General features: G+C 44.5%; 25 protein-coding genes. All 25 read right to left on the bottom strand.

The genetic code is table 11. The annotated features are described in order from the left end of the window. Positions 1-4 precede the first annotated feature (4 nt). Positions 5-793 (bottom strand): FliA/WhiG family RNA polymerase sigma factor, encoded by a 789-nt coding sequence (locus V6669_RS11455; RefSeq protein ID WP_017689160.1) that lies wholly within the window; start codon positions 791-793, stop codon positions 5-7. Between the two features lie 15 nt (positions 794-808). Continuing rightward, positions 809-1,252, bottom strand: coding sequence for a hypothetical protein (locus V6669_RS11450; protein ID WP_338593824.1), 444 nt, complete (start codon positions 1,250-1,252; stop codon positions 809-811). Positions 1,253-1,256: 4 nt separating this feature from the next. Beyond that, a complete protein-coding gene (locus tag V6669_RS11445; protein ID WP_017689162.1) occupies positions 1,257-1,754 on the bottom strand; it encodes a chemotaxis protein CheD in 498 nt (165 codons plus the stop codon). Continuing rightward, a complete protein-coding gene (locus V6669_RS11440) occupies positions 1,747-2,367 on the bottom strand; it encodes a chemotaxis protein CheC (RefSeq protein ID WP_338594906.1) in 621 nt (206 codons plus the stop codon). The genes V6669_RS11445 and V6669_RS11440 overlap by 8 nt, the downstream gene beginning before the upstream one ends. 10 nt (positions 2,368-2,377) lie before the next feature. Beyond that, complete coding sequence (locus tag V6669_RS11435; RefSeq protein ID WP_036609340.1) at positions 2,378-2,839, bottom strand: chemotaxis protein CheW; 462 nt, start codon at positions 2,837-2,839, stop codon at positions 2,378-2,380. Positions 2,840-2,880: 41 nt separating this feature from the next. Further along, a complete protein-coding gene (locus V6669_RS11430) occupies positions 2,881-4,953 on the bottom strand; it encodes a chemotaxis protein CheA (RefSeq protein ID WP_338593822.1) in 2,073 nt (690 codons plus the stop codon). 32 nt (positions 4,954-4,985) lie between these two features. After that, entirely contained in the window at positions 4,986-6,428 is a 1,443-nt protein-coding gene (gene cheB / locus V6669_RS11425; protein WP_338593820.1) for a chemotaxis-specific protein-glutamate methyltransferase CheB, read from the bottom strand. A 32-nt stretch (positions 6,429-6,460) separates the two neighbouring features. Beyond that, positions 6,461-7,348 (bottom strand): MinD/ParA family protein, encoded by an 888-nt coding sequence (locus V6669_RS11420; protein ID WP_017689167.1) that lies wholly within the window; start codon positions 7,346-7,348, stop codon positions 6,461-6,463. After that, positions 7,345-8,697: a flagellar biosynthesis protein FlhF gene (gene flhF / locus V6669_RS11415; protein WP_338593819.1), complete on the bottom strand. Its 1,353-nt coding sequence runs from the start codon at positions 8,695-8,697 to the stop codon at positions 7,345-7,347. Before flhF ends, V6669_RS11420 begins: the two co-directional genes overlap by 4 nt. Next, positions 8,694-10,727 carry a flagellar biosynthesis protein FlhA gene (gene flhA / locus V6669_RS11410; protein ID WP_017689169.1) on the bottom strand — a complete coding sequence of 678 codons (2,034 nt, stop codon included), beginning with the start codon at positions 10,725-10,727 and terminating at the stop codon, positions 8,694-8,696. Before flhA ends, flhF begins: the two co-directional genes overlap by 4 nt. A gap of 25 nt (positions 10,728-10,752) precedes the next feature. After that, the gene (gene flhB, locus V6669_RS11405) at positions 10,753-11,835 is read right to left on the bottom strand and encodes a flagellar biosynthesis protein FlhB (RefSeq protein ID WP_338593818.1); all 1,083 of its coding nucleotides are present in this window, start codon (positions 11,833-11,835) and stop codon (positions 10,753-10,755) included. 23 nt (positions 11,836-11,858) lie between these two features. Beyond that, a complete protein-coding gene (fliR, locus tag V6669_RS11400) occupies positions 11,859-12,647 on the bottom strand; it encodes a flagellar biosynthetic protein FliR (RefSeq protein WP_338593817.1) in 789 nt (262 codons plus the stop codon). 10 nt (positions 12,648-12,657) lie between these two features. After that, positions 12,658-12,927 (bottom strand): flagellar biosynthesis protein FliQ, encoded by a 270-nt coding sequence (gene fliQ, locus V6669_RS11395; RefSeq protein ID WP_047842485.1) that lies wholly within the window; start codon positions 12,925-12,927, stop codon positions 12,658-12,660. Positions 12,928-12,952: 25 nt separating this feature from the next. Further along, complete coding sequence (gene fliP, locus V6669_RS11390; RefSeq protein ID WP_133384323.1) at positions 12,953-13,708, bottom strand: flagellar type III secretion system pore protein FliP; 756 nt, start codon at positions 13,706-13,708, stop codon at positions 12,953-12,955. Beyond that, on the bottom strand, positions 13,705-14,241 hold the full coding sequence (locus V6669_RS11385) for a flagellar biosynthetic protein FliO (RefSeq protein WP_338594905.1): 537 nt from the start codon (positions 14,239-14,241) through the stop codon (positions 13,705-13,707). Before V6669_RS11385 ends, fliP begins: the two co-directional genes overlap by 4 nt. A gap of 11 nt (positions 14,242-14,252) precedes the next feature. Beyond that, positions 14,253-14,618, bottom strand: coding sequence for a response regulator (locus tag V6669_RS11380; protein WP_017689175.1), 366 nt, complete (start codon positions 14,616-14,618; stop codon positions 14,253-14,255). A gap of 28 nt (positions 14,619-14,646) precedes the next feature. Continuing rightward, entirely contained in the window at positions 14,647-15,921 is a 1,275-nt protein-coding gene (gene fliY / locus V6669_RS11375) for a flagellar motor switch phosphatase FliY (protein ID WP_091031895.1), read from the bottom strand. Continuing rightward, entirely contained in the window at positions 15,911-16,909 is a 999-nt protein-coding gene (fliM, locus tag V6669_RS11370) for a flagellar motor switch protein FliM (protein WP_017689177.1), read from the bottom strand. Before fliM ends, fliY begins: the two co-directional genes overlap by 11 nt. 40 nt (positions 16,910-16,949) lie before the next feature. Then, positions 16,950-17,411: a flagellar basal body-associated FliL family protein gene (locus V6669_RS11365; RefSeq protein ID WP_310334365.1), complete on the bottom strand. Its 462-nt coding sequence runs from the start codon at positions 17,409-17,411 to the stop codon at positions 16,950-16,952. Continuing rightward, a complete protein-coding gene (locus tag V6669_RS11360) occupies positions 17,411-17,632 on the bottom strand; it encodes a flagellar FlbD family protein (protein WP_076208897.1) in 222 nt (73 codons plus the stop codon). Before V6669_RS11360 ends, V6669_RS11365 begins: the two co-directional genes overlap by 1 nt. A 68-nt stretch (positions 17,633-17,700) precedes the next feature. After that, on the bottom strand, positions 17,701-18,516 hold the full coding sequence (gene flgG / locus V6669_RS11355; RefSeq protein WP_074094563.1) for a flagellar basal body rod protein FlgG: 816 nt from the start codon (positions 18,514-18,516) through the stop codon (positions 17,701-17,703). A gap of 81 nt (positions 18,517-18,597) precedes the next feature. Further along, positions 18,598-18,981, bottom strand: coding sequence for a TIGR02530 family flagellar biosynthesis protein (locus tag V6669_RS11350; protein WP_338593813.1), 384 nt, complete (start codon positions 18,979-18,981; stop codon positions 18,598-18,600). Next, entirely contained in the window at positions 18,978-19,535 is a 558-nt protein-coding gene (locus tag V6669_RS11345; protein ID WP_338593811.1) for a flagellar hook capping FlgD N-terminal domain-containing protein, read from the bottom strand. Before V6669_RS11345 ends, V6669_RS11350 begins: the two co-directional genes overlap by 4 nt. 20 nt (positions 19,536-19,555) lie before the next feature. Further along, positions 19,556-20,944 carry a flagellar hook-length control protein FliK gene (locus tag V6669_RS11340; RefSeq protein ID WP_338593809.1) on the bottom strand — a complete coding sequence of 463 codons (1,389 nt, stop codon included), beginning with the start codon at positions 20,942-20,944 and terminating at the stop codon, positions 19,556-19,558. 38 nt (positions 20,945-20,982) lie between these two features. Next, positions 20,983-21,924 carry a DUF4088 family protein gene (locus V6669_RS11335; protein ID WP_338593807.1) on the bottom strand — a complete coding sequence of 314 codons (942 nt, stop codon included), beginning with the start codon at positions 21,922-21,924 and terminating at the stop codon, positions 20,983-20,985. Between the last annotated feature and the right edge of the window lie 41 nt (positions 21,925-21,965).

Raw genomic sequence — 21,965 nt, 5'->3', positions numbered from 1 at the left:
TCTATTAATCTTTACGCATCAACAAATCTTTCTGTTTGTCCAACGTGCCGCGTAATCGTAATATTGCCTTGGAATGTAACTGGGATATACGAGACGGAGAAAGAGACATAACCTCAGCAATTTCACTAAGAGAAAGATCTTCGTAATACAAGAGTGAAACAACCGTTCTCTCTTTTACCGTCAACTTGTCAAGCCCTTGCACCAAAGCTTCCTTCAAATAAAACTCATTCACTTTATAATCCGGATTTTTGGCTTTCTCATCCACCATCAAAGACAGTCGAGTCTCAGACTCTTCCTCACGAATTGGGTCCTCCAACGAGCAAAGTGACATGACTGCCACTTCCTGAAGCATATGTTGAAAATCTTTAGTGGACACGTCCAGATACTCGCTCATTTCCTCATCACTAACGGACCTGAGATAACTTTGTTCCAGCTGTTGATAGGCGTCTTCGATTCGTTTGGCCTTCTCCCGCACAGAACGCGGAACCCAATCACCTTGACGCAAACCGTCAAGAATGGCTCCGCGGACCCTCCATGATGCATAAGTTTCAAATTGCAGACCACGTTCATAGTCGAACTTCTCCAATGCATCAATTAACCCCATAACGCCATTGCTCTCCAAGTCATCCTTGGGAACATTTTTGGGCAAACCAACAGCCAGTCGACCGGATACATAATTTACAATGTGAAGATACTTTTCAATCAAAGTTTTCTTGGCTTCAAGATCTCCATGTTCTTTCCACTTTTCCCACAGATCAGAATGGTTCAAATGTGAAGCTTTACGCTCGTTCAATTGCTTTCACCCTCCTTATTTGTCTGTCAGGTGACGAACGGCCTGCGCCAATTCCTCCGGATCCTTGGTCCGGACAAGTTTAGGCGGATCCAAAGGGGCGAATCCCGTTGGAGCTTTCGTCTCAGATGGCGGAAGATCGTCCCCAGATGAAGCGTTCTGTCCACTCTTGAGCAAATCATTCAGCTCTTGTCCATCGTCTTCGATTTTAATGTCCACCTGTGAACCTCTTTGATCTTGAGCATTTGGTGAATCATAACCATACCCATTTCCCTCGATCCGAGGGTTCAGCAGCAATCCCAATCCCCAGCGTAAACCATATGCAAGGACAAACCAGGCTACGAATCCGATCAATCCGCGAATTAAACTGGTCATCAGCACATTGCTGCTGTATGCTACAAAAAAAGTAAGAATAAACCCAACGATGCCTGCTCCAAGATTAATGCGGTAGTTTCCTATCATAGTCTTATAGTTCCTTTACACCCATTTGTACACTTCGAATAGTCAAAAGTCCAGTTTCACAATCCATCTCAATCGTGCGTCCATAATTCCCACCCGTATCTTCTGCTAGAAGAGGGATATTGAGTTTTTGAAGCCATTCTCGACATGAATCTGCATTCCTTGGTCCAATGCGCATTGTATCTCCAGCGCCAGCAAAGGCAAACATCTGAGAGCCTCCGGCCATTTTAGACACAATACGTGAGTGAGAAGCGCCTAGTTTTATCATTTTTTCCAAAAGCTCAGGCAACGCCGTATCCGCATATTTCGCAGTGTTCAGTTTCCCTTCACGGGCGATCTCTGAAGTAGGAAGCATGACATGCGCCATTCCAGCCAGCTTCAAATGTGGGTCATACATTGTTAATCCCACACACGAACCCAAGCCAGTCGTACGGATTACACCAGGAAGATGAGCGATGTTTAAATCCGCCATACCGACTTTAACGACGCTTTTGTCCTCAATCATGGCTCAGTGGCACCCCTAGCGATTCAAATATCTTTGCAAAGGATGGTGGATCCGGAATGAGGAAAAACTGACCCTCCACTTGATCTTCACCTTCAAAGAAAGATGTGTCAATTAACAATGCAGCGTCACCCATCTCGCCAAATTGCAGCAAGCCATAACTTAGAATGGCACCCGCCATGTCGATGGCAAGTCCAGGAACAGTTGGATACATAGACAACTTCGTAAAATCTGCCAAAGAAGAAAGATAGGATCCAGCTAAAATATTTCCAATCTCGGAAAGCGCTGATTGTTCCATATCTGTAAAAGCGAGCCCTTCTTTCAGATCGAACCCGGCAAGTCTGTTCAACAACATTTTAGCAGCCTCTGGTGTCATCATAAAGAAAAGATTTCCCGGTGCTTCGCCTTCTACACGAAGAAACACGGTAACCACGATGCGTTCATCTCCGCCCACTTTTTCGGCAACTTCTTCAAAAGGGAGCATTTGTACTTTAGGTACACCCATGTCAATCGGTCTGTTGAGGAGTTGAGACAACGCCGTTGCGGCGTTGCCTGCTCCAATGTTACCGACCTCTTTGAGCACATCCATCTGGAATACCTCAAATCGGTTGAACATCTCCACGGTACTAGCCCTCAACACTTTCCAGCTGTACAATCTCGCTTTTATTTAATACTTCGTTTAGGTTGAGCATAATCAACAAGCGTGAATCCTCCAATTTAGCAACACCTCGCAGGTATCTCGCCTTGACGCCACCAACCACTTCTGGCGGGCTATCGATCGCACTGCTCTTGATATCAATAACATCATTGGCAGAATCTACGATAAAGCCAACTTGCATGTCGTCTACACCTACGATAACAATACGAGTCTGATCCGTGTATTCCGTTTCCGGAAGGGAGAAACGACCGCGTAGATCAATGACCGGAATTACAACACCGCGTAGATTAATAACTCCTTTTACAAAGGAAAGTGTCTTGGGAACACGGGTAATTGGCATCATACGCTCAATCGTCTGAACCTTGTCTACCTCAATACCATACTCTTCGGAACCCAATTTAAAGACGATGACTTTCAACTCTTCTTCCATGTAAAAAACCTCCCTATTAAATGTAAGACTTAGCTCTATGCTTATTTAATAAATGCATTAGGATCAAGAATCAGGGCTACTTGTCCATCTCCGAGAATGGTTGCTCCAGAGATTCCTTCAATAGCAGGAAGATAGGTTCCCATTGATTTGAGAACAATCTCACTTTGTCCAATAAATTCTTCAACAGCTACGGCTGCAAGACGGTCGCCTTTGCGAATCACGACTATTTCTGTTTCTTGCTCATCAGCGTCATTGAAATCCGGTACCGAGAAAACTTCGCTCAAGGACAGGTACGGAATCAGTGACTCACGGAACGTGATCATTTTATTGCCGTGAATATTACGAACTTGCTCACGTTGTACAATGGCCGTCTCTACAATGGAGGACAACGGAACAGCGTATTTCTCTGAACCAAGTCGTACAAGCATTGCAGCAATAATGGATAGAGTCAACGGAAGCTGAACAGAGAAGTTCGTGCCTTTGCCTGGAGTTGAATGAATCGTTACATTACCGCCAAGCGAAGTGATCTTCGATTTTACTACATCCAAGCCAACACCCCGGCCAGAGATATCCGAGATAATATCAGCAGTACTAAATCCAGGTGCAAACAACAGTTGATTCACTTCATCGTCACTCATCTTGGCACCTTGTTCTTCGGTTACAACACCACGTTTGATCGCGGTTTTCAAAAGCTTGTCGCGATAGATACCTTTACCATCATCTTCAATCTCGATAAATACGTGATTTCCACTGTGGAAGGCACGCAGGTTTACTATACCCATCTCTGGTTTACCTGCAGCTACACGCTCTGCAATGGATTCCACACCATGGTCAACCGCGTTACGCAGTAAATGCACAAGCGGATCACCAATCTCATCAATTACCGTACGATCCAGTTCCGTCTCAGCACCTGTAATCACCAGATCGATTTTTTTATCAAGTGTCTTAGCCAGATCACGGATCATGCGCGGGAATCGATTGAATACGGTATCTACCGGAACCATCCGCAATTTCAGTACAATATTTTGCAAATCTGTGCTAACTCGACTTAAATGAGCTACTGTATCGGATAAATCATTGTTGCCTGTTTCACTGGCCAGTTGCTCCAGACGCGAACGGTCAATCAACAATTCACTGAACAGGTTCATCAATACGTCGAGACGTTCAATATCCACACGAATGGTACGTGAAGGTGCAGCAGCTTGCTTCGGTGCAGCTGTTTTTGCTGGTGCCGTTGTCGCTTCTTCTTTGGTTACAGAATTCTTATCCGGCGAAGCAACCTCAGTTACAGCTGTTGGTGCGGGTGGCGCTTCAACTGTAGCTGCTACCTGATTGGCCATCTGCTGAAGAGTCTCCTGATCCAGTTGAATGAGCTTCGCACTTTCAATTTCAGAGATACTCATGATGCCTTCTTCCAGTTCGTGCGCCTCTTTAGTTGTTATGTAATACAACGAGAAACTGCGCTCAAACTTCTCCTGCTCAATATCCTGAACGGATGGGTAAGCCTTAACGACTTCACCTGAACGTTCCAGCATATCAAAGACCATATAAGCCCGTACACCTTTTAACTGGCTATGCTCACTAACAAGCACATCCACGTAGAACACACGATGACCTTCGGCGATCGACTGATCCAGAACTGAATATTGGAATTCATCCAGCTCCACAGCCGAAGAGATTGAAGCGTTAGCCGGCTTGTTTGTTTCTGTAGCAGGTCCATTTCCGTTTGTCATTTCACCATTTTCAATGGCTTGAAGTGAAGCTACGATTGACGACACATCTGCTTTACCTTGTCCACCTTCGGTAATATCCTGAACCATGGTTTCCAAAGCGTCCAGACTCTTGAACATGGTATCAAAAATGTAATCCTGCATTTTCAACTTCTCATTACGAACCAGATCCAACACATTTTCCATTTTATGTGTCAGTGATGCCAAATCTTCAAAGCCCATAGTTGCTGCCATACCCTTCAAGGTATGAGCCGAGCGGAATATAACCTGAACTATGCCCAGGTCTTCCGGATTGCCTTCAAGTTGAAGCATGTTTTCGTTAAGCGATTGCAGATGATCATTAGACTCATCAATAAACATGGATAAATATTGGTTCATGTCCATTGTGAGGCACCTCCTCCGTGAGTTACACTCCGTTATTTCACTGCTTGAACAAGTTTAGAAGCAATCTCCTGCAATGGCAGAAGATGACGAACGCATTGCAGCTCTACAGCAGAACGCGGCATACCATATACAACACATGTTTCTTCATTCTCGGCAAAGGTTGATGTAACTCCAGCTTCGTATAATCTCTTCATCATACGTGCTCCATCACTTCCCATTCCCGTTAGCAAAACAAGATGCCTTTGTAAAGATGTAAACGGCAGAAGTGACTCAAACATCGTATCCACTGAAGGTCTATGTCCATTCACTGGTTGATCTTCAGTCAACTTCACAATAAACTTCCCGTCTGCTGTTTTGTTAACTTTCACATGGAATCCGCCGGGTGCTATATAGGCGGTTCCTTTTTTCAGAACCATGCCCTCTTCAGCTTCAACCACATGCAGTGGACTGAATGTATTCAATCGTTGAGCCAGAGAACGTGTGAAATTGGGCGGCATATGCTGCACAATAATGACCGGTGCAGGCAAATCAGCAGGCAACTGCTCAAGCAATGTCTTGAGAGCCCTCGGTCCACCCGTAGAACAACCTATTGCCACAAGTTTGTTGAATGGTCCTTCCAGCCCCCCTCCACCTTTGGGAACAGGATTAGGCTTGATTACATCCTTGGCTTTTGCAGAGGCAGAGGTTGCCGCTAATTGATCAGCTGCCACTCTAGCTGCATTAGGTAGTCGAACTTCCTTTGGAGTCTGTACTGGATTAGCTGACCTCACTGCTTTTTCTGCCTTCGTCCCCAAATTACGCTCAGCCTTTGGCAAAGGCTCCGGTTTATTCTCTACGCGACCTGGTTTTGAAGGTGACAATGGTTGAATTGGTTTCTTTGCTTTGGCCTGAAAGGCTTCAGTCCGCTCTCGAAGAGAGCGTTGAATCGTCTCGACAGGTTCGATCGTTTTTTTCACAGGCTCCGCTCGATCCCTGGCCGGCAGTTCTTTCTGCACTGGCTGAGTTGGGGGAGCAACTGCTCCTAGCAACATGTCTCTATTTTTCATGGATAACTCACGATCAGCTTTTCTTTTGATCTCATTCATCGCAGCTCGCATGCGCTCAACCAAGGCTTTACCAACTTGAGCAATATCCTGATCATGTGAAATAGATGGTTTGCGAATGAAGTCAAATGCCCCAGCTTCAAGCGCCATAATGGTTTCTTTCATGCCTTGTTCATTGATACCAGAGAGCATAATCACAGGAACGAAAGATTCCTTCATAATTGATTTTAATGCATCCAACCCATTCATTTCGGGCATCTCAACGTCCATTGTAATAATATCGGGTTTCAATTCTAGTGATTTTTGAATCGCTTCTCTACCGTTTGATGCCGTTGCCGTAACCTTGAATTCCGGATCCGCTTGGATCAAATCCGTAACAATCTTACGCATAAAAGCGGAATCATCGACAACCAATACTTGATACGCCGCCATGTTGTGTCACCCCTGTTTCCTTTATTCAGAAATCATGTTGTCCGTTTAAGCCACTTATTCATAAATCCCCTGATTCCTGTCAAGGTTCCGGATCCCGGAGTTGCAGGTACAGCCAGATAACGAAGAGCAAGTTTCTCTATATCTTTGGAGGCTTTGGCATTGGGATACGCCAGACTATAGGGCATTTGCCTTTTAACCGCTTTGACTACCTGGGCGTCTTCTGAAATATACCCAAGCAGCGGAATATCCGTCTGCAAAAACCGCCTCGCCACTCCAGCTATTTTTTCTGCCACCCGTTCCGCTTCTCGTTCGTCTTCCACCCGGTTAACGATCATCCGAAAGGGCGTAGCATTTTCCTGGCCGTGCATAACTTTGACTAAAGCATAAGCATCGGTTATTGAAGTCGGTTCAGGTGTGGTTATAATCAGGCATTCATCGGCAGCACCGATGAACTTCATATTCTCTCTGGAGAGTCCTGCCCCAGTGTCAAAGATGACATAATCCATTTCCTGGGCAATATCCTCGACTTGACTGGCGAAGAACTCGAGATCACGATCAGACAATGAGAACAACTCTTTCATGCCCGATCCTCCAGCAATGTAAGGCAAGCCACTGGCACCCAGTTGTATGATTTCCCTTATGGATTTTTGTCGGTACAATAGGTGGTAAAGATTATAGGAAGAAGACGTACCCATAAGAACATCAATATTAGCCATTCCAATATCGGCATCAAATACAAGTACCTTTTGCCCCAAAGCCTGCAATGCCAAGGCAAAGTTCAGTGTAAAATTGGATTTACCAACACCTCCCTTACCACTGGCCACAGTAATGATTTTCGAGGATCGAATATCTCGCTCAATGCCTTCCAATTCCAATGGCGCGGAGACCATACTTCGAAGTGCAGCTGCCTGATCCTTCATTGTGACCATTCTCCCAGCAACTGTTTAGACAACGAATCTGCATCCGGCTTCAACAAATCGTCCGGAACATTTTGTCCATTTGCCACATATGCGAGCTTGAGTGGAAAACGGTGTAACAAGTTAAATAGCGGACCGCAGCTCCCAGTCTCATCCATTTTGGTGAAAATCACCTTATCCAGACCATATTTACTGAAATGTTCCGTGATCTGCACCATATCAGCACTTTTGGAAGTCATACTCATGACCAGAAAGGTTTCGCTATTCTCTACAGGAGCAAGCAAACTTTGCAGTTCCGAAACAAGTAATTCATTTCTGTAGTTTCTACCCGCTGTATCCATAAAGATCAAATCACAATTCTCTAATCGAGAAATGGCACGTTGTGTATCACCGGGCGATTGCACCACCTCAAGTGGAACATTCAGTATAGATGCGTACGTTCTAAGCTGTTCTACCGCCGAGATCCGATACGTATCTGATGTAATGAATCCAACTTTACGCTGTTTTTTGAACATTTGTTCAGCAGCCAATTTTGCAATTGTCGTAGTTTTCCCTACACCGGTTGGTCCAGCTACATAGACGATTCGCGTGGTAGGAAGAATGCCTTCTTCAATTCGTTGCTCCAAAAAGTGCATGACCTCAAGCTTCACCACTTGTTCTACATCCTGTTCTTTCAATCCATCCTCAGACCATTTTGCTTGAATTGAATCAAACCAGGATTCCCATACTTCAGGCCAAACATCTTGTTCTGTCAAACGCTCTCGGATCAAATGCAGTTCCTCTGGCACAGGGTCCGCAGAAGTACCTTGCTTTGAAAGCCTGGTCACCATCTGTTTAAGATCCTGCAATTCAGTCATCAACTTATCCTGCTGCAGGTCTGAACCTGATGGCTTCGGACCAGTTGTTGAACCCGAAAAATCCGCCCCTTGCGGTCGCGGTTTATGATCCGTGCTCGAAGAACCTGAGCCGCTGTCTATGTTTGAACCGATATTACGCGATTCAAACACAGACGACGCAGCCGCAGATTGGTCCTGTACACTTTGATCAGCTGTATTCGTTGTCGCCGACTCATCAGAAGCCGCAACAAACGAACGAGCTGTTTGCCGATAAGCCTCAGGTACAAATGCACGAGGTACAGGTGTGAATTGATTTTGTACTGGCTTTGTTGTTTGCTTGTTTTCTTCCTTATCCACTGCAGCTACAACTTCGATCCGTTTTTTGCGGAACATTCCCATCACACCGCCCACCTTAATCTCTTTGGTGGACAGAATAACGGCATCACTTCCCAGGTCTTTGCGAATTTGAAGCATAGCTTCGGGCATGGTCTCAACAACGTATTGTTTTACTCTCATAAGTTCACCACCCCGATACTTTGAATTTCAACATTCGGCTCCAACTCGCTGTAGGAAAGCACAGGAATGTCCTGCATTGTACGTTCAATAACCTGACGCAGATACATCCGAATGGTTGGAGAAGTTAATACAACAGGTTGTTGACCTGATTGAATCAAACGATTCACTTGTTCACTCAGCTTCTGATATACACTTTGTGTAGATACAGGGTCTAGCGCGAGATAACTGCCTTGATCCGATTGTTGCACACTTTCAGCAATTTTCTTCTCAAGACCAGGTCCAACCGTGATCACGCGAAGTGTCTCACCTTTCTGTGAGAACTGCTGAGTAATCTGACGTGAGAGGGATTGTCTGACGTATTCAGTCAGCACATCAGGATCCTTCGTATACGTACCATAGTCAGCCAGTGTCTCGAAGATGGTCACCATATCCCGAATAGATATTTTCTCACGTAGTAACTTGGCAAGCACTTTCTGTACATCACCAATGGAAAGTAGAGAAGGGATCAGTTCATCCACAAGGGCAGAATAGTTCTCTCTGAGATTATCCACAAGTGCTTTTGTTTCTTGTCTTCCAAGTAACTCATGCGCATGTTTCTTAATCAGTTCCGTCAGATGTGTAGCCACAACGGAAGGCGGATCAACGACCGTATATCCTGCAAGTTCGGCTCTGTCTTTGGTTACTTCATCAATCCATAGTGCCGGAAGTCCAAAAGCAGGTTCTGTCGTTTCAATACCTGTCACAGATTCCTCATCATAGCCAGGACTCATGGCAAGGTAATGATTCAACAACAGTTCTCCGCCGCCTACCACATTACCCTTGATTTTGATAACATACTCATTGGGTCTGAGCTGGATATTATCTCGAATCCGTATGACCGGAACGACTAACCCCAGTTCCAGAGCACACTGCCTCCGAATCATAATGATCCGATCCAATAAGTCCCCACCCTGCTGATTATCAGCAAGTGGTATTAAACCATAACCAAATTCAAACTCAATAGGGTCCACCTGAAGCAGATTAATTACACTTTCAGGACTTCTAACCTCTTCAATCTGCTGTTCTTCTTCCAACTGTTCTTCCGCTACTTGTTTCAAATTCAGATTATTCTGCATACGCCACGCGGCATATGCCAACACACCTGCCAACGGAAGCGTAGTAATAACATGAATTGGTGTGAAGAAACCGAGCATGGCAATAACGAAAGCTACGATATAAATTAGTATTGGATATGTAAACAGTTGCCCCGTAATATCATCTGCCAAATTTCCTTCTGATGAAGCTCTGGTGACGATAAGTCCTGCTGCTGTGGAAATAAGCAGAGCAGGGATTTGGCTTACCAATCCATCTCCGATAGTCAGTACAGAGTACGTTGACATTGCATCTGCAAAAGCCATCCCATGCACAGTCATACCGATTATAAATCCACCAATGAGATTGATCAGGAGGATGATAATACTTGCAATTGCGTCACCTTTTACGAATTTACTTGCTCCATCCATCGCTCCGTAGAAATCAGCTTCACGTTCAATTTTGGAACGACGCTCACGAGCTTGTTGCTCGTTGATCAGACCCGCATTCAGATCCGCATCAATACTCATTTGTTTACCAGGCATCGCATCAAGTGTGAATCGGGCAGCAACTTCAGCTACGCGCTCAGACCCCTTTGTAATAACGATAAACTGAACGACAACGAGGATCAAAAACACGATAAATCCAATCGCAATTTGCCCTCCAGCAATCCAGCTACCAAAGGTAGCAACTACGGCTCCGGCATCCCCATCACCAAGGATTAGCTTGGTTGTCGAAATGTTCAGTGCCAATCGGAATAGTGTAGTGATCAACAGCAAAGCTGGAAAAATAGAAAACTGCAACGCTTCTTTGCTGTTCATGGCAACAAGTAGTATCATCAGAGCAATTGAAATATTGACGACCAGCAACAAGTCCAACAGCCAGGTCGGGATCGGGAGAATCATCATCAACACAATGCCAATGATACCCGCAAGGACAGCTATATCTTTAATCTTCAATGAATGTACGGCCTCCGATCCCCTTTTATTTCGTTCTGCCCTTTAGTTTATATACATAAGCCAGCACTTCGGCTACCGCTTGAAACAAATCGGCCGGTATGGCGTCACCAATCTCGGCTCTCTGGAACAACGCCCGTGCTAACGGCTTGTTTTCCATCGTAATAACACCGTTTTCTTTGGCAATTTCCTTAATACGCAAGGCGACATAATCCTGACCTTTGGCAATAATCTGCGGTGCCTCCATCTCGGAACCTTCATACTTTAGCGCAACCGCAAAGTGGGTCGGGTTCGTGATGATAACATCCGCATTCGGCACTTCCTGCATCATACGCTGCATAGCCATACGACGCTGGCGTTCCCGGATTTTGCCTTTGATCAGCGGATCACCTTCCATTTTTTTGTACTCGTCCTTAATGTCTTGCTTGGACATACGGATCTTCTTCTCATGATCATACTTCTGATACATGTAATCAAATATCGCAAGTATCATTAATGCCACTGCAATCTTGATACCAAGACTTAAAGTGATCGACGCAGCGAAATGTAAAATAGCATCCAATGAAAAATGAGAAAGTGAAGCAATATCTGACTGGTAGCCCTTAATTGTACTGTAAACGAGATAACCGATAATCGACATTTTCAAAATGGATTTAGCAAATTCCACTAATGAGCGGAGAGAGAATATATTTTTGAAACCTTTAATCGGGTCCAATTTCTCAAGTTTTGGCTTCAAACCTTCCCCTATAAGAAGAAAACCAACTTGCATATAGTTAACGATCAAAGCAACCAGTAACGCACCCAGCAAAACGGGAGCGATCAATAACAAAACTTCAATGCCATAGCGCATCATAAGCGCCATCACATTCTCTCCGGTGATTTCCATGCTCAATCGATTGATGAAGATATCTGTAAACAGACGAACTATACGTTCTTTATAGAAATTGCTGAATACCATCATGATCAAAAACGCGATTAGGAGAATGGATGCGCCAGATAGTTCAGCGCTTTTGACAACCTGTCCTTTTTTTCGTGTATCCTGTCTCTTTTTCGGGGTAGCTTTCTCCGTCTTCTCCCCTGAAAACAACTGGAGGTCGAGTTGAAGTTTCATCCGTGTCTTTTCCTCCGTTTCACTCAGCCGGGCCTTTGTCCAATGGTTCCAAGCAATTTTTCCATCGATCTGAATATCGCTTCGAACAACTGACTAAATACAAAGGAGAAACTGGGAACCAGCAAAAGCAAAATAGCAAGACCAACGAGTAACTTAAGCGGCAACCCAACTGCAAATACATTAAATTGAGGAGCTGTTTTGGCCAAAAAACCCAAGCCAACATCCGTCAAAAATAACGCAACTACAATCGGAGCCGACATCTGAAAAGCCAGCATAAATGATTGACCTAAGGTCTGAATCAAAAATTCAGCAATACTTCCATCTGCCAACCGTAGGAAAAACACATTCGATAATGGTACCCACCGGTAACTGTAAACTATCGCATCCAGCAAATAATGGTGTCCATTCATCGTCAGAAACAGAAGCATAGCAAATGCATACTTCAAGTTCCCCGTAAGTGGCGCTGAAGCTCCTGTCATTGGATCGTATACATTAGCCATACCAAAACCGATTTGTAGATCGATAAAGGTCCCCGCAGTCTGAACAGCTGTCATCAACAGGTAAGCCACAAAACCTAAAAGCAGGCCAATTAAAATCTCTCTGATGATCAATAAGACATAACTCAGGTCTGTGGGTACGGTCTGGTCTATTCCATAAATCAGATAGACAGACAATGTGACAAATGCAGAGATACCAATTTTAACTGAAGCCGGCACATTTCGAGCCGAAAAAACTGGCGCAGTTACAAAAAATGATGCGATTCGACAAAACATAAGCAGAGCGACAGGGAAACTTTGCAACAATGTCTCCATCTGCTAAAGCCTACCCTATGTATCTGTATAGATTATCGAGAATGTTAAACGTAAAATCGACCAAGATATTTAAGATCCAAGGTCCAAACAAAAGTACTGCCAGAAGTACGGCAACAATCTTGGGCACAAAAGCTAATGTTTGTTCCTGAATTTGAGTTGTCGCTTGAAAAATACTGATTGCTAGTCCTACAACCAGAGCTAGTATAAGCATAGGTGCGCTGGCCAGCAATGACGTGTATACCGCTTTCCCGGCCAGACCGATAATAAATTCCGAAGTCATGACCGTCCTCCTTTAACTTTCCGGATCAAGTGTTAAAACTCAATAACAGTGACTTGACAACCAGATACCACCCGTCGACAAGAACAAAGAGCAGTATTTTGAAAGGTAATGAGATCATGACCGGCGGAAGCATCATCATCCCCATTGCCATGAGTGTACTCGCGACAACAATATCTATAACCAGAAACGGAATAAAAATCATAAACCCCATCTGGAATGCTGTCTTCAACTCACTGATTACATATGCCGGCACCATAACAGTAATTGGGATATCCTGATAGGTCTTTGGTTGTTCAGTCTGATTGTACTTCATAAACAGTAACAGATCTTTTTCTCTGGTGTGACTAAACATAAATTTCTTTATCGGGTCCGCTGCTTTTTCAAGTGCCTCGGTTTGTGTAAGTTCTCCCTGAAGATAGGGCTGAAGCGCTACCTGATTGATGGAAGACAACGTCGGCGACATAATGAAAAGTGTCAGAAATAGTGCCAAGCCAACCAAAACCTGATTGGGTGGCATTTGTTGTGTACCCAAAGATGTACGTACAAAACCGAGCACAATCACAATCCGAGTAAAACTGGTCATAAGTACAAGCATTGCTGGTGCAATGCTAAGCACAGTAATTAACAGAATGATGGACAGTGAACTTGTGCTTGGTGTCCCTCCGTCACCGTTTCCGATTTGAATATCAATATTCGGAATGGGCTCGGCAAAGGCAACTGTAACAGAAGCTAGACTGATAAGTCCTAGCAAACAACACGCTAACCAAATCTTTTTCTTCATGAATCCCTCGACCGATCTGTAGTATTGTCTTTATCCAGGAGCTTCTCCATCTTCTCTTTACGGTTAGGCATCTGCCGAAGTTTGGATTCAAACATTTCGTGAAAAGAAGTTGTGTCCTCCAGTTCCATTTCCCGCGGCGGTTCATCTTTACGGAAGCGTTTTGTGAGCTTGGCAATGAGAGGTGACAGATTCCCTTGTTGTGCAGCAGCATCTCGTTCGAAGGAATCAATGATTCTTTGCGCCTCTTCCAGATCCGAAACCTTATCTATCAACTGGATGTCTTCACCTACACCAAGCAGATATACACTCCCACCAATTTCTATAATTTGCAGCGACTTGTTTTGTCCCAGTCCAACCCCGCCAAGAGTACGAATTGTGCCGTGCCGGAACATTTGCTGATTCCGTTTGTTTAAGAACCGGATCAGATAAACAATAAGGACCAGGATGACGGCCAGGACAACAATCACCCATACAAGCTGTAAATAATAATTGGCTCCCGCGCCAGCTGTTTCTGGAAAATCACCCTGAGCCATCATCATGTCTCTTAAACGCCCAGTGTCTTGCTAATCGCTTCAATAACCCGATCAGATTGGAACGGTTTAACAATAAAGTCTTTAGCACCTGCTTGAATAGCGTCGATTACCATCGCTTGTTGACCCATAGCGGAGCACATAATTACTTTAGCGTTAGCATCAATCTTCTTGATTTCTTTCAAAGCTGCAATGCCATCCATCTCAGGCATCGTAATATCCATTGTGATCAGATCCGGACGAAGCTCTTTAAATTTCTCAATTGCTTGTGAGCCATCCTGTGCCTCACCAACAACCTCATATCCATTTTTGGACAAAATGTCCCGGATCATCATTCTCATAAATGCAGCGTCGTCTACGACTAAAATTCGGTTTGCCATCTTGATTCAAGTCCTCCCTAAATTGTGCTTATTGTAATTTCTGAATTCGGTCCCATTGGCTAACGATATCTATAACACGAACACCAAAGTTTTCGTCAATAACAACAACTTCTCCCTTGGCGATCAGTTTGTTATTCACCAAAATATCGACAGGTTCCCCGGCTAACTTATCCAGTTCGACAATCGAACCCTGTGACAGTTCCAAAATATCTTTAATTTGCTTCTGGGTCCTTCCTAATTCTACGGTGACTTTAAGGGGAATGTCCATCAATAAATTCAAATTGTTTTCGTCTACCTGCCCATACGCCCCATTTTGCAAATTGGCGAATTGAACTGGTTGTACGTTAACATTCCTATTTGGCATTCCACCGTAATGTTGAGGTGCACCATAAGGTTGCTGCGGGGGCATGCCATAAGGCTGCTGTGGCGGCATTCCTTGCGGCATCCCCATCGGTGCCTGTCCATATCCGTTATAGTCCTGAACAGGCTGCTGAGGAGCCTGTGGGGGCTGCTGGTGTTGAACGGGCGGCTGCTCCGCAACCGGTGGTGGCGTTGCTGGTACAGCTGCTGGTGCAGGTTCAGGTGTTGATGCCACTGGTGCGCTGGCAGTTGACTCCTGAGCGCCTCCAATCAGCATATCTACCATGTTTTTGGCAAAATGCACTGGAAGCAACTGCATCAGATTGGAATCGATCAGATCCCCGATCAACAAACGAAATGAAACTTGAATGAGGGTCTCATCTGCTGGAAGATTACTTACACCCTCTCCACTCTCCAGATTGAGAATATCGATTCCCGGAGGGGAAATATTCACAAAACGATTAAAAATCGTGGACATTGAGGTTGCAGAGGAACCCATCATCTGGTTCATCGCTTCCTGTACCGCACTAATATGGATTTCATTCAGTTCTTCATCGACCGGATTTCCTTCGCCACCCAGCATCAAATCAGCGATGACTTGAGCATCTCTCTTCTTGATAACAAGTGAGTTAATGCCTTCGAATCCATCCACGTAATTGACATGAACGGCAACATGCGGCTTAGGAAAAGCTTCTTCAAACTGCGTTCGACTAATGATAGAAACTTTAGGTGTTGTAATATCTACTTTGAGGCCTAATAGCGTGGATAATGCTGTTGCCGCGCTACCAAATGTAATGTTACCGATCTCCCCCAAGGCATCCTGCTCCAGCTCGGTCAAAAAATCATCAACCGTCTTTTCAGCGGGTTCCGAGCTGTTTATCGATTCCGATTGCCTGAGCAAAGCATCGATTTCTTCTTGGGATAAATAATCCTTACTCGTCAAATTCTTCAACTCCTTCGGTGACAATCTTGTCTATTTGCACAGCCACACGGTCTTTGATTGTCCCCGGACTGCCCATGTATTTCAGTTTGTCACCCACTTTAATGGAAAGTCCCTCATCAACTGGTTTGTTCAACGTAATGACATCACCAACGGACAGACCCAGAAATTCTGCAATTGAAATTCTCGATTCTCCCAATTCCGCAACGATTGGTAACTTGGCTTTGTTCACACGCTCTTTTAGAGCATCATACTCCTCCGGAGCTCTCGTTTTCTTCTCCGAAACAAACCACTGATGAGTTGACAACCGTGACATAATAGGTTCAAGAACGACATGCGGTATACATAGATTGATCATGCCTGTCGTGTCACCAATTTTGGTACTGAGCGAGATCAGAGCAATGGTCTCATTGGGAGATACAATCTGCATAAATTGCGGATTGGTCTCGAGTGCTTCCATCCTCGGGGTAATATCCAACACGGTCTTCCATGCTTCCTGCAAACTTTCAAATGCACGACTGAATATTCGTTCCATGATGGTCGTTTCAATCTCCGTCATCGATGCAATCTTTGTTGGAGCACTCCCGGTTCCACCAAGCAGGCGATCCAACATCGCATATCCCACGTTCGGATGGACTTCCATCACCATTCGTCCCTGTAGTGGCTCCGCTTCAAAAATGTTCAATATCGTCATCTTAGGAATAGAACGGATAAACTCATCATAAGGCAACTGTTCGACCTGAACGACATTGATTTGAACGAACGTCCGCAGTTGGGCTGAAAAATAAGTGGTGAGAAAGCGTGCAAAGTTTTCGTGAATACGAGTCAAGCTTCTGATATGGTCTTTGGAAAAACGCACTGCCCGCTTAAAATCGTACGATCTGATTTTCTTCTGAGTTTCTTCCTTCTTCAATTCTTCTGCGTCCATTTCACCAGAAGAAAGGGCTGCTAATAGGGCGTCAATCTCATTTTGTGATAATACATCCACCATGTTCTCACCCCCTTACAGGTCTACAGCATGTTCTGTTCATTTACATCGTTGCTATCACAATAGATGAAAAGCTCGTACTACTTAGATTACCTTCTGGTAAAGCTTCATTAATAAGACCGGTCAATTTCTCGTTAAATAATATCCGGCCCTTCGCTGTAGCCAGTTCCTCAGACTTCGTATCTGCAAGCGTCTGAATGATGATTGGTTTTACCACAATTTCTTTGATTTTCTCAAAATCTTCTTTTGCAGTTTTGTCAGTCAACTTGAAAGAGAAGCTGACAATTACAACATGATCCGTATCAGCCAAATTGGTTTTAATTTCTCCAAGTTCAGAGGATACCTCTACAATCTCATCCGCAGTCATCTTCTTGGCTTCTGAAGCTGCCGCCGTATGTGTGTCGTCCTTATTCCCGTTCTGTCCTTGCATAAATACAAACACAACCACCACAATGAGTGTTATTGCCAGCAACATTGTTGCAAGCCAGGGCATCATTTTTTTCATCAGGATTCCTCCGTTTGCTGCACTTTAATAGTGGCTGCCTGAACCCCGATTTCACGGTTGTAATCTTTAATCTTGGAAATAACGTCATCAGCTTTTTCAAGCACAATCAGTCTCTTTCCAGTTACCAGAGTAATATACGTATCCGGCGTTTCTTCAACAATTTCAACCATCAGCGCATTTAACCACATGGGAGAACCATTTAACCGCGTAACCGAAATCATGCTAAGCCCCCTTGATCAGAGTGGGAGGAGCAAGCTCCCCCACGTTTTAAAAATTCATTAATCAGCTATTAACGTTTCAGGTTAACAACTTCCTGAAGTATTTCATCCGACGTTGTAATAATCCGGGAGTTTGCCTGGAACCCACGCTGAGCTACGATCATCTCAGTAAACTCTCCTGTCAGATCCACATTAGACATTTCGAGCTGTCCTGTGATAATAGAGCCAGTTCCATTTTCGGCATCATTCGCTGTCAAAATTTCAAGCTCACCATCGGGATTGGCATTTGCTGTCATACGGTATAGATTACCGCCGATCTTCTCTAAACCTTCCGGATTGACCACTTTTCCGATTCCAAGTTGTGCTCCCGCTTCAACTGTTCCATCCGCCATAGTTTGATTGATCGTACCATCCTGACCAATCGTGAAGGAAACAACATCATCAGGTATCGTAATATTTCCACCACCGTTATCCAGAACAAACAATCCATCGGATGTCAAAAGGTTACGTGCAGCATCCACATGGAAATCCCCCGCACGAGTCAGGTAAGGTACTTCCTGATCTTCACTCAAACGTACCAAGAAGAATCCATCTCCATTAATCCGCATATCTGTTGGGTTGTTTGTTGTCATTGGACTTCCAGCCAAATGTAATGTATCAATAGATCCTACAGATACACCTAGACCAATTTGTTTTGCATTCACACCACCGGTTGCATCACCAGGCGCAGTCACACCTGAAGTGGTTTGGCTCATAATATCTTTGAACATAACCCGACTGCCTTTGAAGCCAACCGTGTTTACGTTCGCAATATTGTTACCAATTACGTCGAGTTTGGTTTGGAAACCCCGCATCCCGGAAACGCCTGAGTACATTGATTTCAACATTTTTAAAAATCCTCCCAGTCTTCATTTGGTTACCGCATCAGTCGGTCAGCGGCATTCCGGCTCCCGAGAAGGGCCAGCCGGTCAAGAAATGATTACGGCACTATCAATCTGAGTAAACACATTATCCTTCATGCTCTCACTATCCATAGCTGTAACCACAGTACGATTTTTGACATTGACGATAAAAGCCATATCCTGCATTAAAATCAATGACTCTTTGGCTCCTTTGGCAGCAGCTTTGTCCAAAGCAGAACCAATCTGTTCCATTTGCTCGGTCTTGAGTTCAATGCCACGTTGTTGCAAACGTTTGGCAGCATGATTGCTCAATTTCAGAAGATTATCTTCCAGCACTTTTGCAAAAGGTTTTTCGGGTATAGCCGAAGCTTCTCCCGTTTTAGGTCTTTGAAGCATATTCGGTGTAATCGGGCCTGCGTATAATTGTCCAACCGTTATGCGATCACTCATATCGTTTTCCCGCTATCTTCCGTATCACCCGTTTCAGCGGATGATTCAACTTCCTCGCTCTCGTTCGTTTCAGGGGTTACATCCTGAACGTTCTGTACCGGAGTTTGACTCTCTTCTGCCTGTTTTGGATAATTCACCTGAATGATCTCATCCAGCTTAATCTCGTCGTTGCCCACTTTTGCGTATTGAACGCTATCTCTTACAATGATGGAATCTACAATACCCTGACGAAGAGTTCCGTTATCATCTTTATTAGAAGAAAGCCAACTTACCTCCATGCCAATCATACCGGATACAGCACCAAGGGACTGGTTCAATGTTTTAAGCTGGGTAGAAATATTGACCAGTTGTTCCACTGAGCTGAACTGTGCCATTTGAGCGATAAATTCCTTATCCTCCATCGGCTGCATCGGGTCTTGATTTTGCAGCTGGGTAATCAGAATTTTTAGAAACTGATCTTTACCCAATTCTTTTGTTGCAGCACTTGTGGTTGCTTTATTAGCTGCCGAATAGTTCGGCCAGGTATTATTCATTGAAACAATTTCATTAGCCATATTGCTCACCTCATTTCTGTTTAAGCCTTAGCACTAAACGTATCTCTCTGTAATTCAGTTCCTTCGACTTGCTCGCTACGCCAGTTACGCAATTCTTCTTGAATCCCTGCTGTAGCTACAGCATCATCCGATTGTTCTCCACGCTCACGCGAACGGCGTTGTTGCTGAGAGTTACTTCCCGGCTGACGGCCTCCGTCCTGATACATCTGTGATCCGATTGAACTGTTCTGTGTAACCTCAAGTCGTTCCACTTGAATTCCCTGGGCTTGAAGTGAAGAACGCAGCTGCGTCATTTGTTGTTCAAGCATGTCTTTAGCCATCGTATGCTCAGTCATAAACCGTGCAACCAACTGCCCGTTCTGCAAGGTAATTTGAACATCCAACTTCCCTAGATGCTCAGGCCGAAGTGAGATGGTCGCCTCGGAAAATCCTTTTTGCTGGACAATATCCAGCTTATTAACAACAAACTGTGTCATTTCTTTGGCAAACTGTGATGTTTGCATTACAGGTTCAGCCGGTTTGCCTGCTGTTGTACCTGATGAACGCAAGGAGAGCTCTCCTGCAGTAATGATGGTTGAGTGTTCCACTTCTCCACCTGCATTTGAAACAGATGTTGTCTCAGCCTCAGCTTTCACCTGGGTTCCAGAATTCGCCACTGCCGCAACAAGAACTTGTGGTACGACCGAATCCTGTTTGGATGTTTGAAGTGAAGTACTTGGAGCGACCTGTGCAGTCTGATCCTTAACTGCAGTCAATGTATCCAGTATGGATTTCAGTTCAGTCCATCCTTTGTTATTAGTGGTATCCACTCCAGCCTCTTGAAGCTGACTCTGCAGAGATTGTAACAAATGTTTGAATTCAGGAGCGTTCTTCGCAACGTTACTCTCAGGATCATTCATTCCAGCTACTAATTGTGTAAGCATATCTTGCAGAACAAAACGTACTGCTGCCGGATGCTGCGACAGTTCAATTGCGGGTACTGTTTTTACGCTTTCCGCTCCGTTCGAAGACTCGTCGGAACCCTCTGCATTAGTACCTGAAGGATTACTTAATTGTGTATACATCTGTTGAATCAGCGTTTGCAAACCTGCAAGTAGAGCTGGGTCATTTTCCAAAGCTTCGTCAAGCGAATCCAAGTCCGTGAACAATGAATTCAGTATATCCGTGATTGATGTCGCTTCTCCTTCTTCACTTGTAGCAAAGGAAAACACCAACGGATTGGCTGTTAAACTTCCAGTAGCGCTTGAACTATCACCTTCTGTGTTTCCTCCGGATAATGACTGAGCAAGAGTTTGGAGAAATTCACCACTAGCCCCTGCAGCTGAACCTTTCGATTGTGCTCCGGTTGTCTGACCTGCTCCTGTTGCTTTTGCAGATGCTGTGGATGCCATTTGATATACAATCGACATTTTTTTCACCTCCTCTCGGTTATACAGTGTAATCAGTTCTACTTGTTGCCCATTAATCTGTTCAAAATTTTTGCAGTTTCAACCGAGTCCTCTGAAGACATGTTCTCAAGCAATTGAGAGCGTGTTGCATCATCTACTGAATTCAGGATGGTCAATGTTTTGTCAGGACTTAACTTGTATGTTTCCAATAATAGCTTGGCACCACTTGAAGCAGACATCGAAGCAAATGTTTGACTAAGCTGGTTTTTATCCAGGTTTTTGCTTGTCGTTGTGGATGCAGTTGAAGTTGCTGCGGTTTCTTTCTTCAATCTGGATTGCAGCGCATCCAGTGCCAGATCCCCGGACGGTTTGGCATCCTTCATCATCATGGTGACATCGGCTGCTGTTTTCGGGTCCATCTTTTCAAGCACCTTGGTCCGAGCGGATGACTGCATGGCATTCAACAACAATACCATTTCCTCATTCGTCATATTTTGCAAAATAGGTGCAGCTTTACTTGGACTCATGTCAGCATACATTTTAGCCAAATCTTTGATTTGTTTTTGATAATCGGATTCCGTTTCCGGCGTTGTTGCCGTAGCCGTTTCAGCCGCTTTTTCCGCATCATCCAACTTCTTCTGAAGGTCAGTGGCCTTCTTCGCTTCGGTTGTTGTTGCTTCCTGTGCTGCCTTGAGCTCTGTTTCTTTGGCAGTTACCTGGGACTTAAGCTTTTCAATTGTGGCTTCAGCACTTTCAACCTGCTGCTCACTCTTCTCCAGCTTCTCTTTCTCCGGATCCAGTACCGGATCAGGTACCCATTCCTTGACTACAGGTATCTTGTTGGCGAATTCAAACAAATTATTACGAATATCTACATTAAATAGCGTAAGTAATACACCTAGCAATACTACGGTGAATACAATCGGGATTGAAATCATGAGAAATTTCTCCCAACCGCCTCCCGACTCTTTTTCCATGTCGCTATCATCTTTAACAGCCATCGTTCATTCCTCCTTCACGAGACAACTTCGCTTCCGGCTCA

Source organism: Paenibacillus sp. Y5S-9 (assembly GCF_036894235.1).
GTDB lineage: Bacteria > Bacillota > Bacilli > Paenibacillales > Paenibacillaceae > Paenibacillus.
Note: the sequence above shows the minus strand (reverse complement) of the source record. Positions and strands in the feature narration are given on the sequence as shown.

Excerpts from the sequence above, each read along its gene's own strand:
- V6669_RS11430 (WP_338593822.1), bottom strand. The coding sequence starts at position 4,953 with ATGGACATGAACCAATATTTATCCATGTTTATTGATGAGTCTAATGAT.
- fliR (WP_338593817.1), bottom strand. The coding sequence starts at position 12,647 with ATGGAGACATTGTTGCAAAGTTTCCCTGTCGCTCTGCTTATGTTTTGT.
- V6669_RS11350 (WP_338593813.1), bottom strand. The coding sequence starts at position 18,981 with ATGAGTGATCGCATAACGGTTGGACAATTATACGCAGGCCCGATTACA.
- V6669_RS11360 (WP_076208897.1), bottom strand. The coding sequence starts at position 17,632 with ATGATTTCGGTTACGCGGTTAAATGGTTCTCCCATGTGGTTAAATGCG.
- cheB (WP_338593820.1), bottom strand. The coding sequence starts at position 6,428 with ATGGCGGCGTATCAAGTATTGGTTGTCGATGATTCCGCTTTTATGCGT.
- V6669_RS11345 (WP_338593811.1), bottom strand. The coding sequence starts at position 19,535 with ATGGCTAATGAAATTGTTTCAATGAATAATACCTGGCCGAACTATTCG.
- fliM (WP_017689177.1), bottom strand. The coding sequence starts at position 16,909 with ATGGTGGATGTATTATCACAAAATGAGATTGACGCCCTATTAGCAGCC.
- V6669_RS11435 (WP_036609340.1), bottom strand. The coding sequence starts at position 2,839 with ATGGAAGAAGAGTTGAAAGTCATCGTCTTTAAATTGGGTTCCGAAGAG.
- V6669_RS11365 (WP_310334365.1), bottom strand. The coding sequence starts at position 17,411 with ATGAAAAAAATGATGCCCTGGCTTGCAACAATGTTGCTGGCAATAACA.
- flhB (WP_338593818.1), bottom strand. The coding sequence starts at position 11,835 with ATGAAACTTCAACTCGACCTCCAGTTGTTTTCAGGGGAGAAGACGGAG.
- V6669_RS11445 (WP_017689162.1), bottom strand. The coding sequence starts at position 1,754 with ATGATTGAGGACAAAAGCGTCGTTAAAGTCGGTATGGCGGATTTAAAC.
- V6669_RS11440 (WP_338594906.1), bottom strand. The coding sequence starts at position 2,367 with ATGTTCAACCGATTTGAGGTATTCCAGATGGATGTGCTCAAAGAGGTC.
- V6669_RS11380 (WP_017689175.1), bottom strand. The coding sequence starts at position 14,618 with ATGGCAAACCGAATTTTAGTCGTAGACGACGCTGCATTTATGAGAATG.
- V6669_RS11385 (WP_338594905.1), bottom strand. The coding sequence starts at position 14,241 with ATGGCTCAGGGTGATTTTCCAGAAACAGCTGGCGCGGGAGCCAATTAT.
- fliP (WP_133384323.1), bottom strand. The coding sequence starts at position 13,708 with ATGAAGAAAAAGATTTGGTTAGCGTGTTGTTTGCTAGGACTTATCAGT.
- V6669_RS11335 (WP_338593807.1), bottom strand. The coding sequence starts at position 21,924 with ATGGCTGTTAAAGATGATAGCGACATGGAAAAAGAGTCGGGAGGCGGT.
- fliQ (WP_047842485.1), bottom strand. The coding sequence starts at position 12,927 with ATGACTTCGGAATTTATTATCGGTCTGGCCGGGAAAGCGGTATACACG.
- V6669_RS11450 (WP_338593824.1), bottom strand. The coding sequence starts at position 1,252 with ATGATAGGAAACTACCGCATTAATCTTGGAGCAGGCATCGTTGGGTTT.
- flhF (WP_338593819.1), bottom strand. The coding sequence starts at position 8,697 with ATGAGAGTAAAACAATACGTTGTTGAGACCATGCCCGAAGCTATGCTT.
- flgG (WP_074094563.1), bottom strand. The coding sequence starts at position 18,516 with ATGTTGAAATCAATGTACTCAGGCGTTTCCGGGATGCGGGGTTTCCAA.
- V6669_RS11340 (WP_338593809.1), bottom strand. The coding sequence starts at position 20,944 with ATGTCGATTGTATATCAAATGGCATCCACAGCATCTGCAAAAGCAACA.
- V6669_RS11420 (WP_017689167.1), bottom strand. The coding sequence starts at position 7,348 with ATGAAGGATCAGGCAGCTGCACTTCGAAGTATGGTCTCCGCGCCATTG.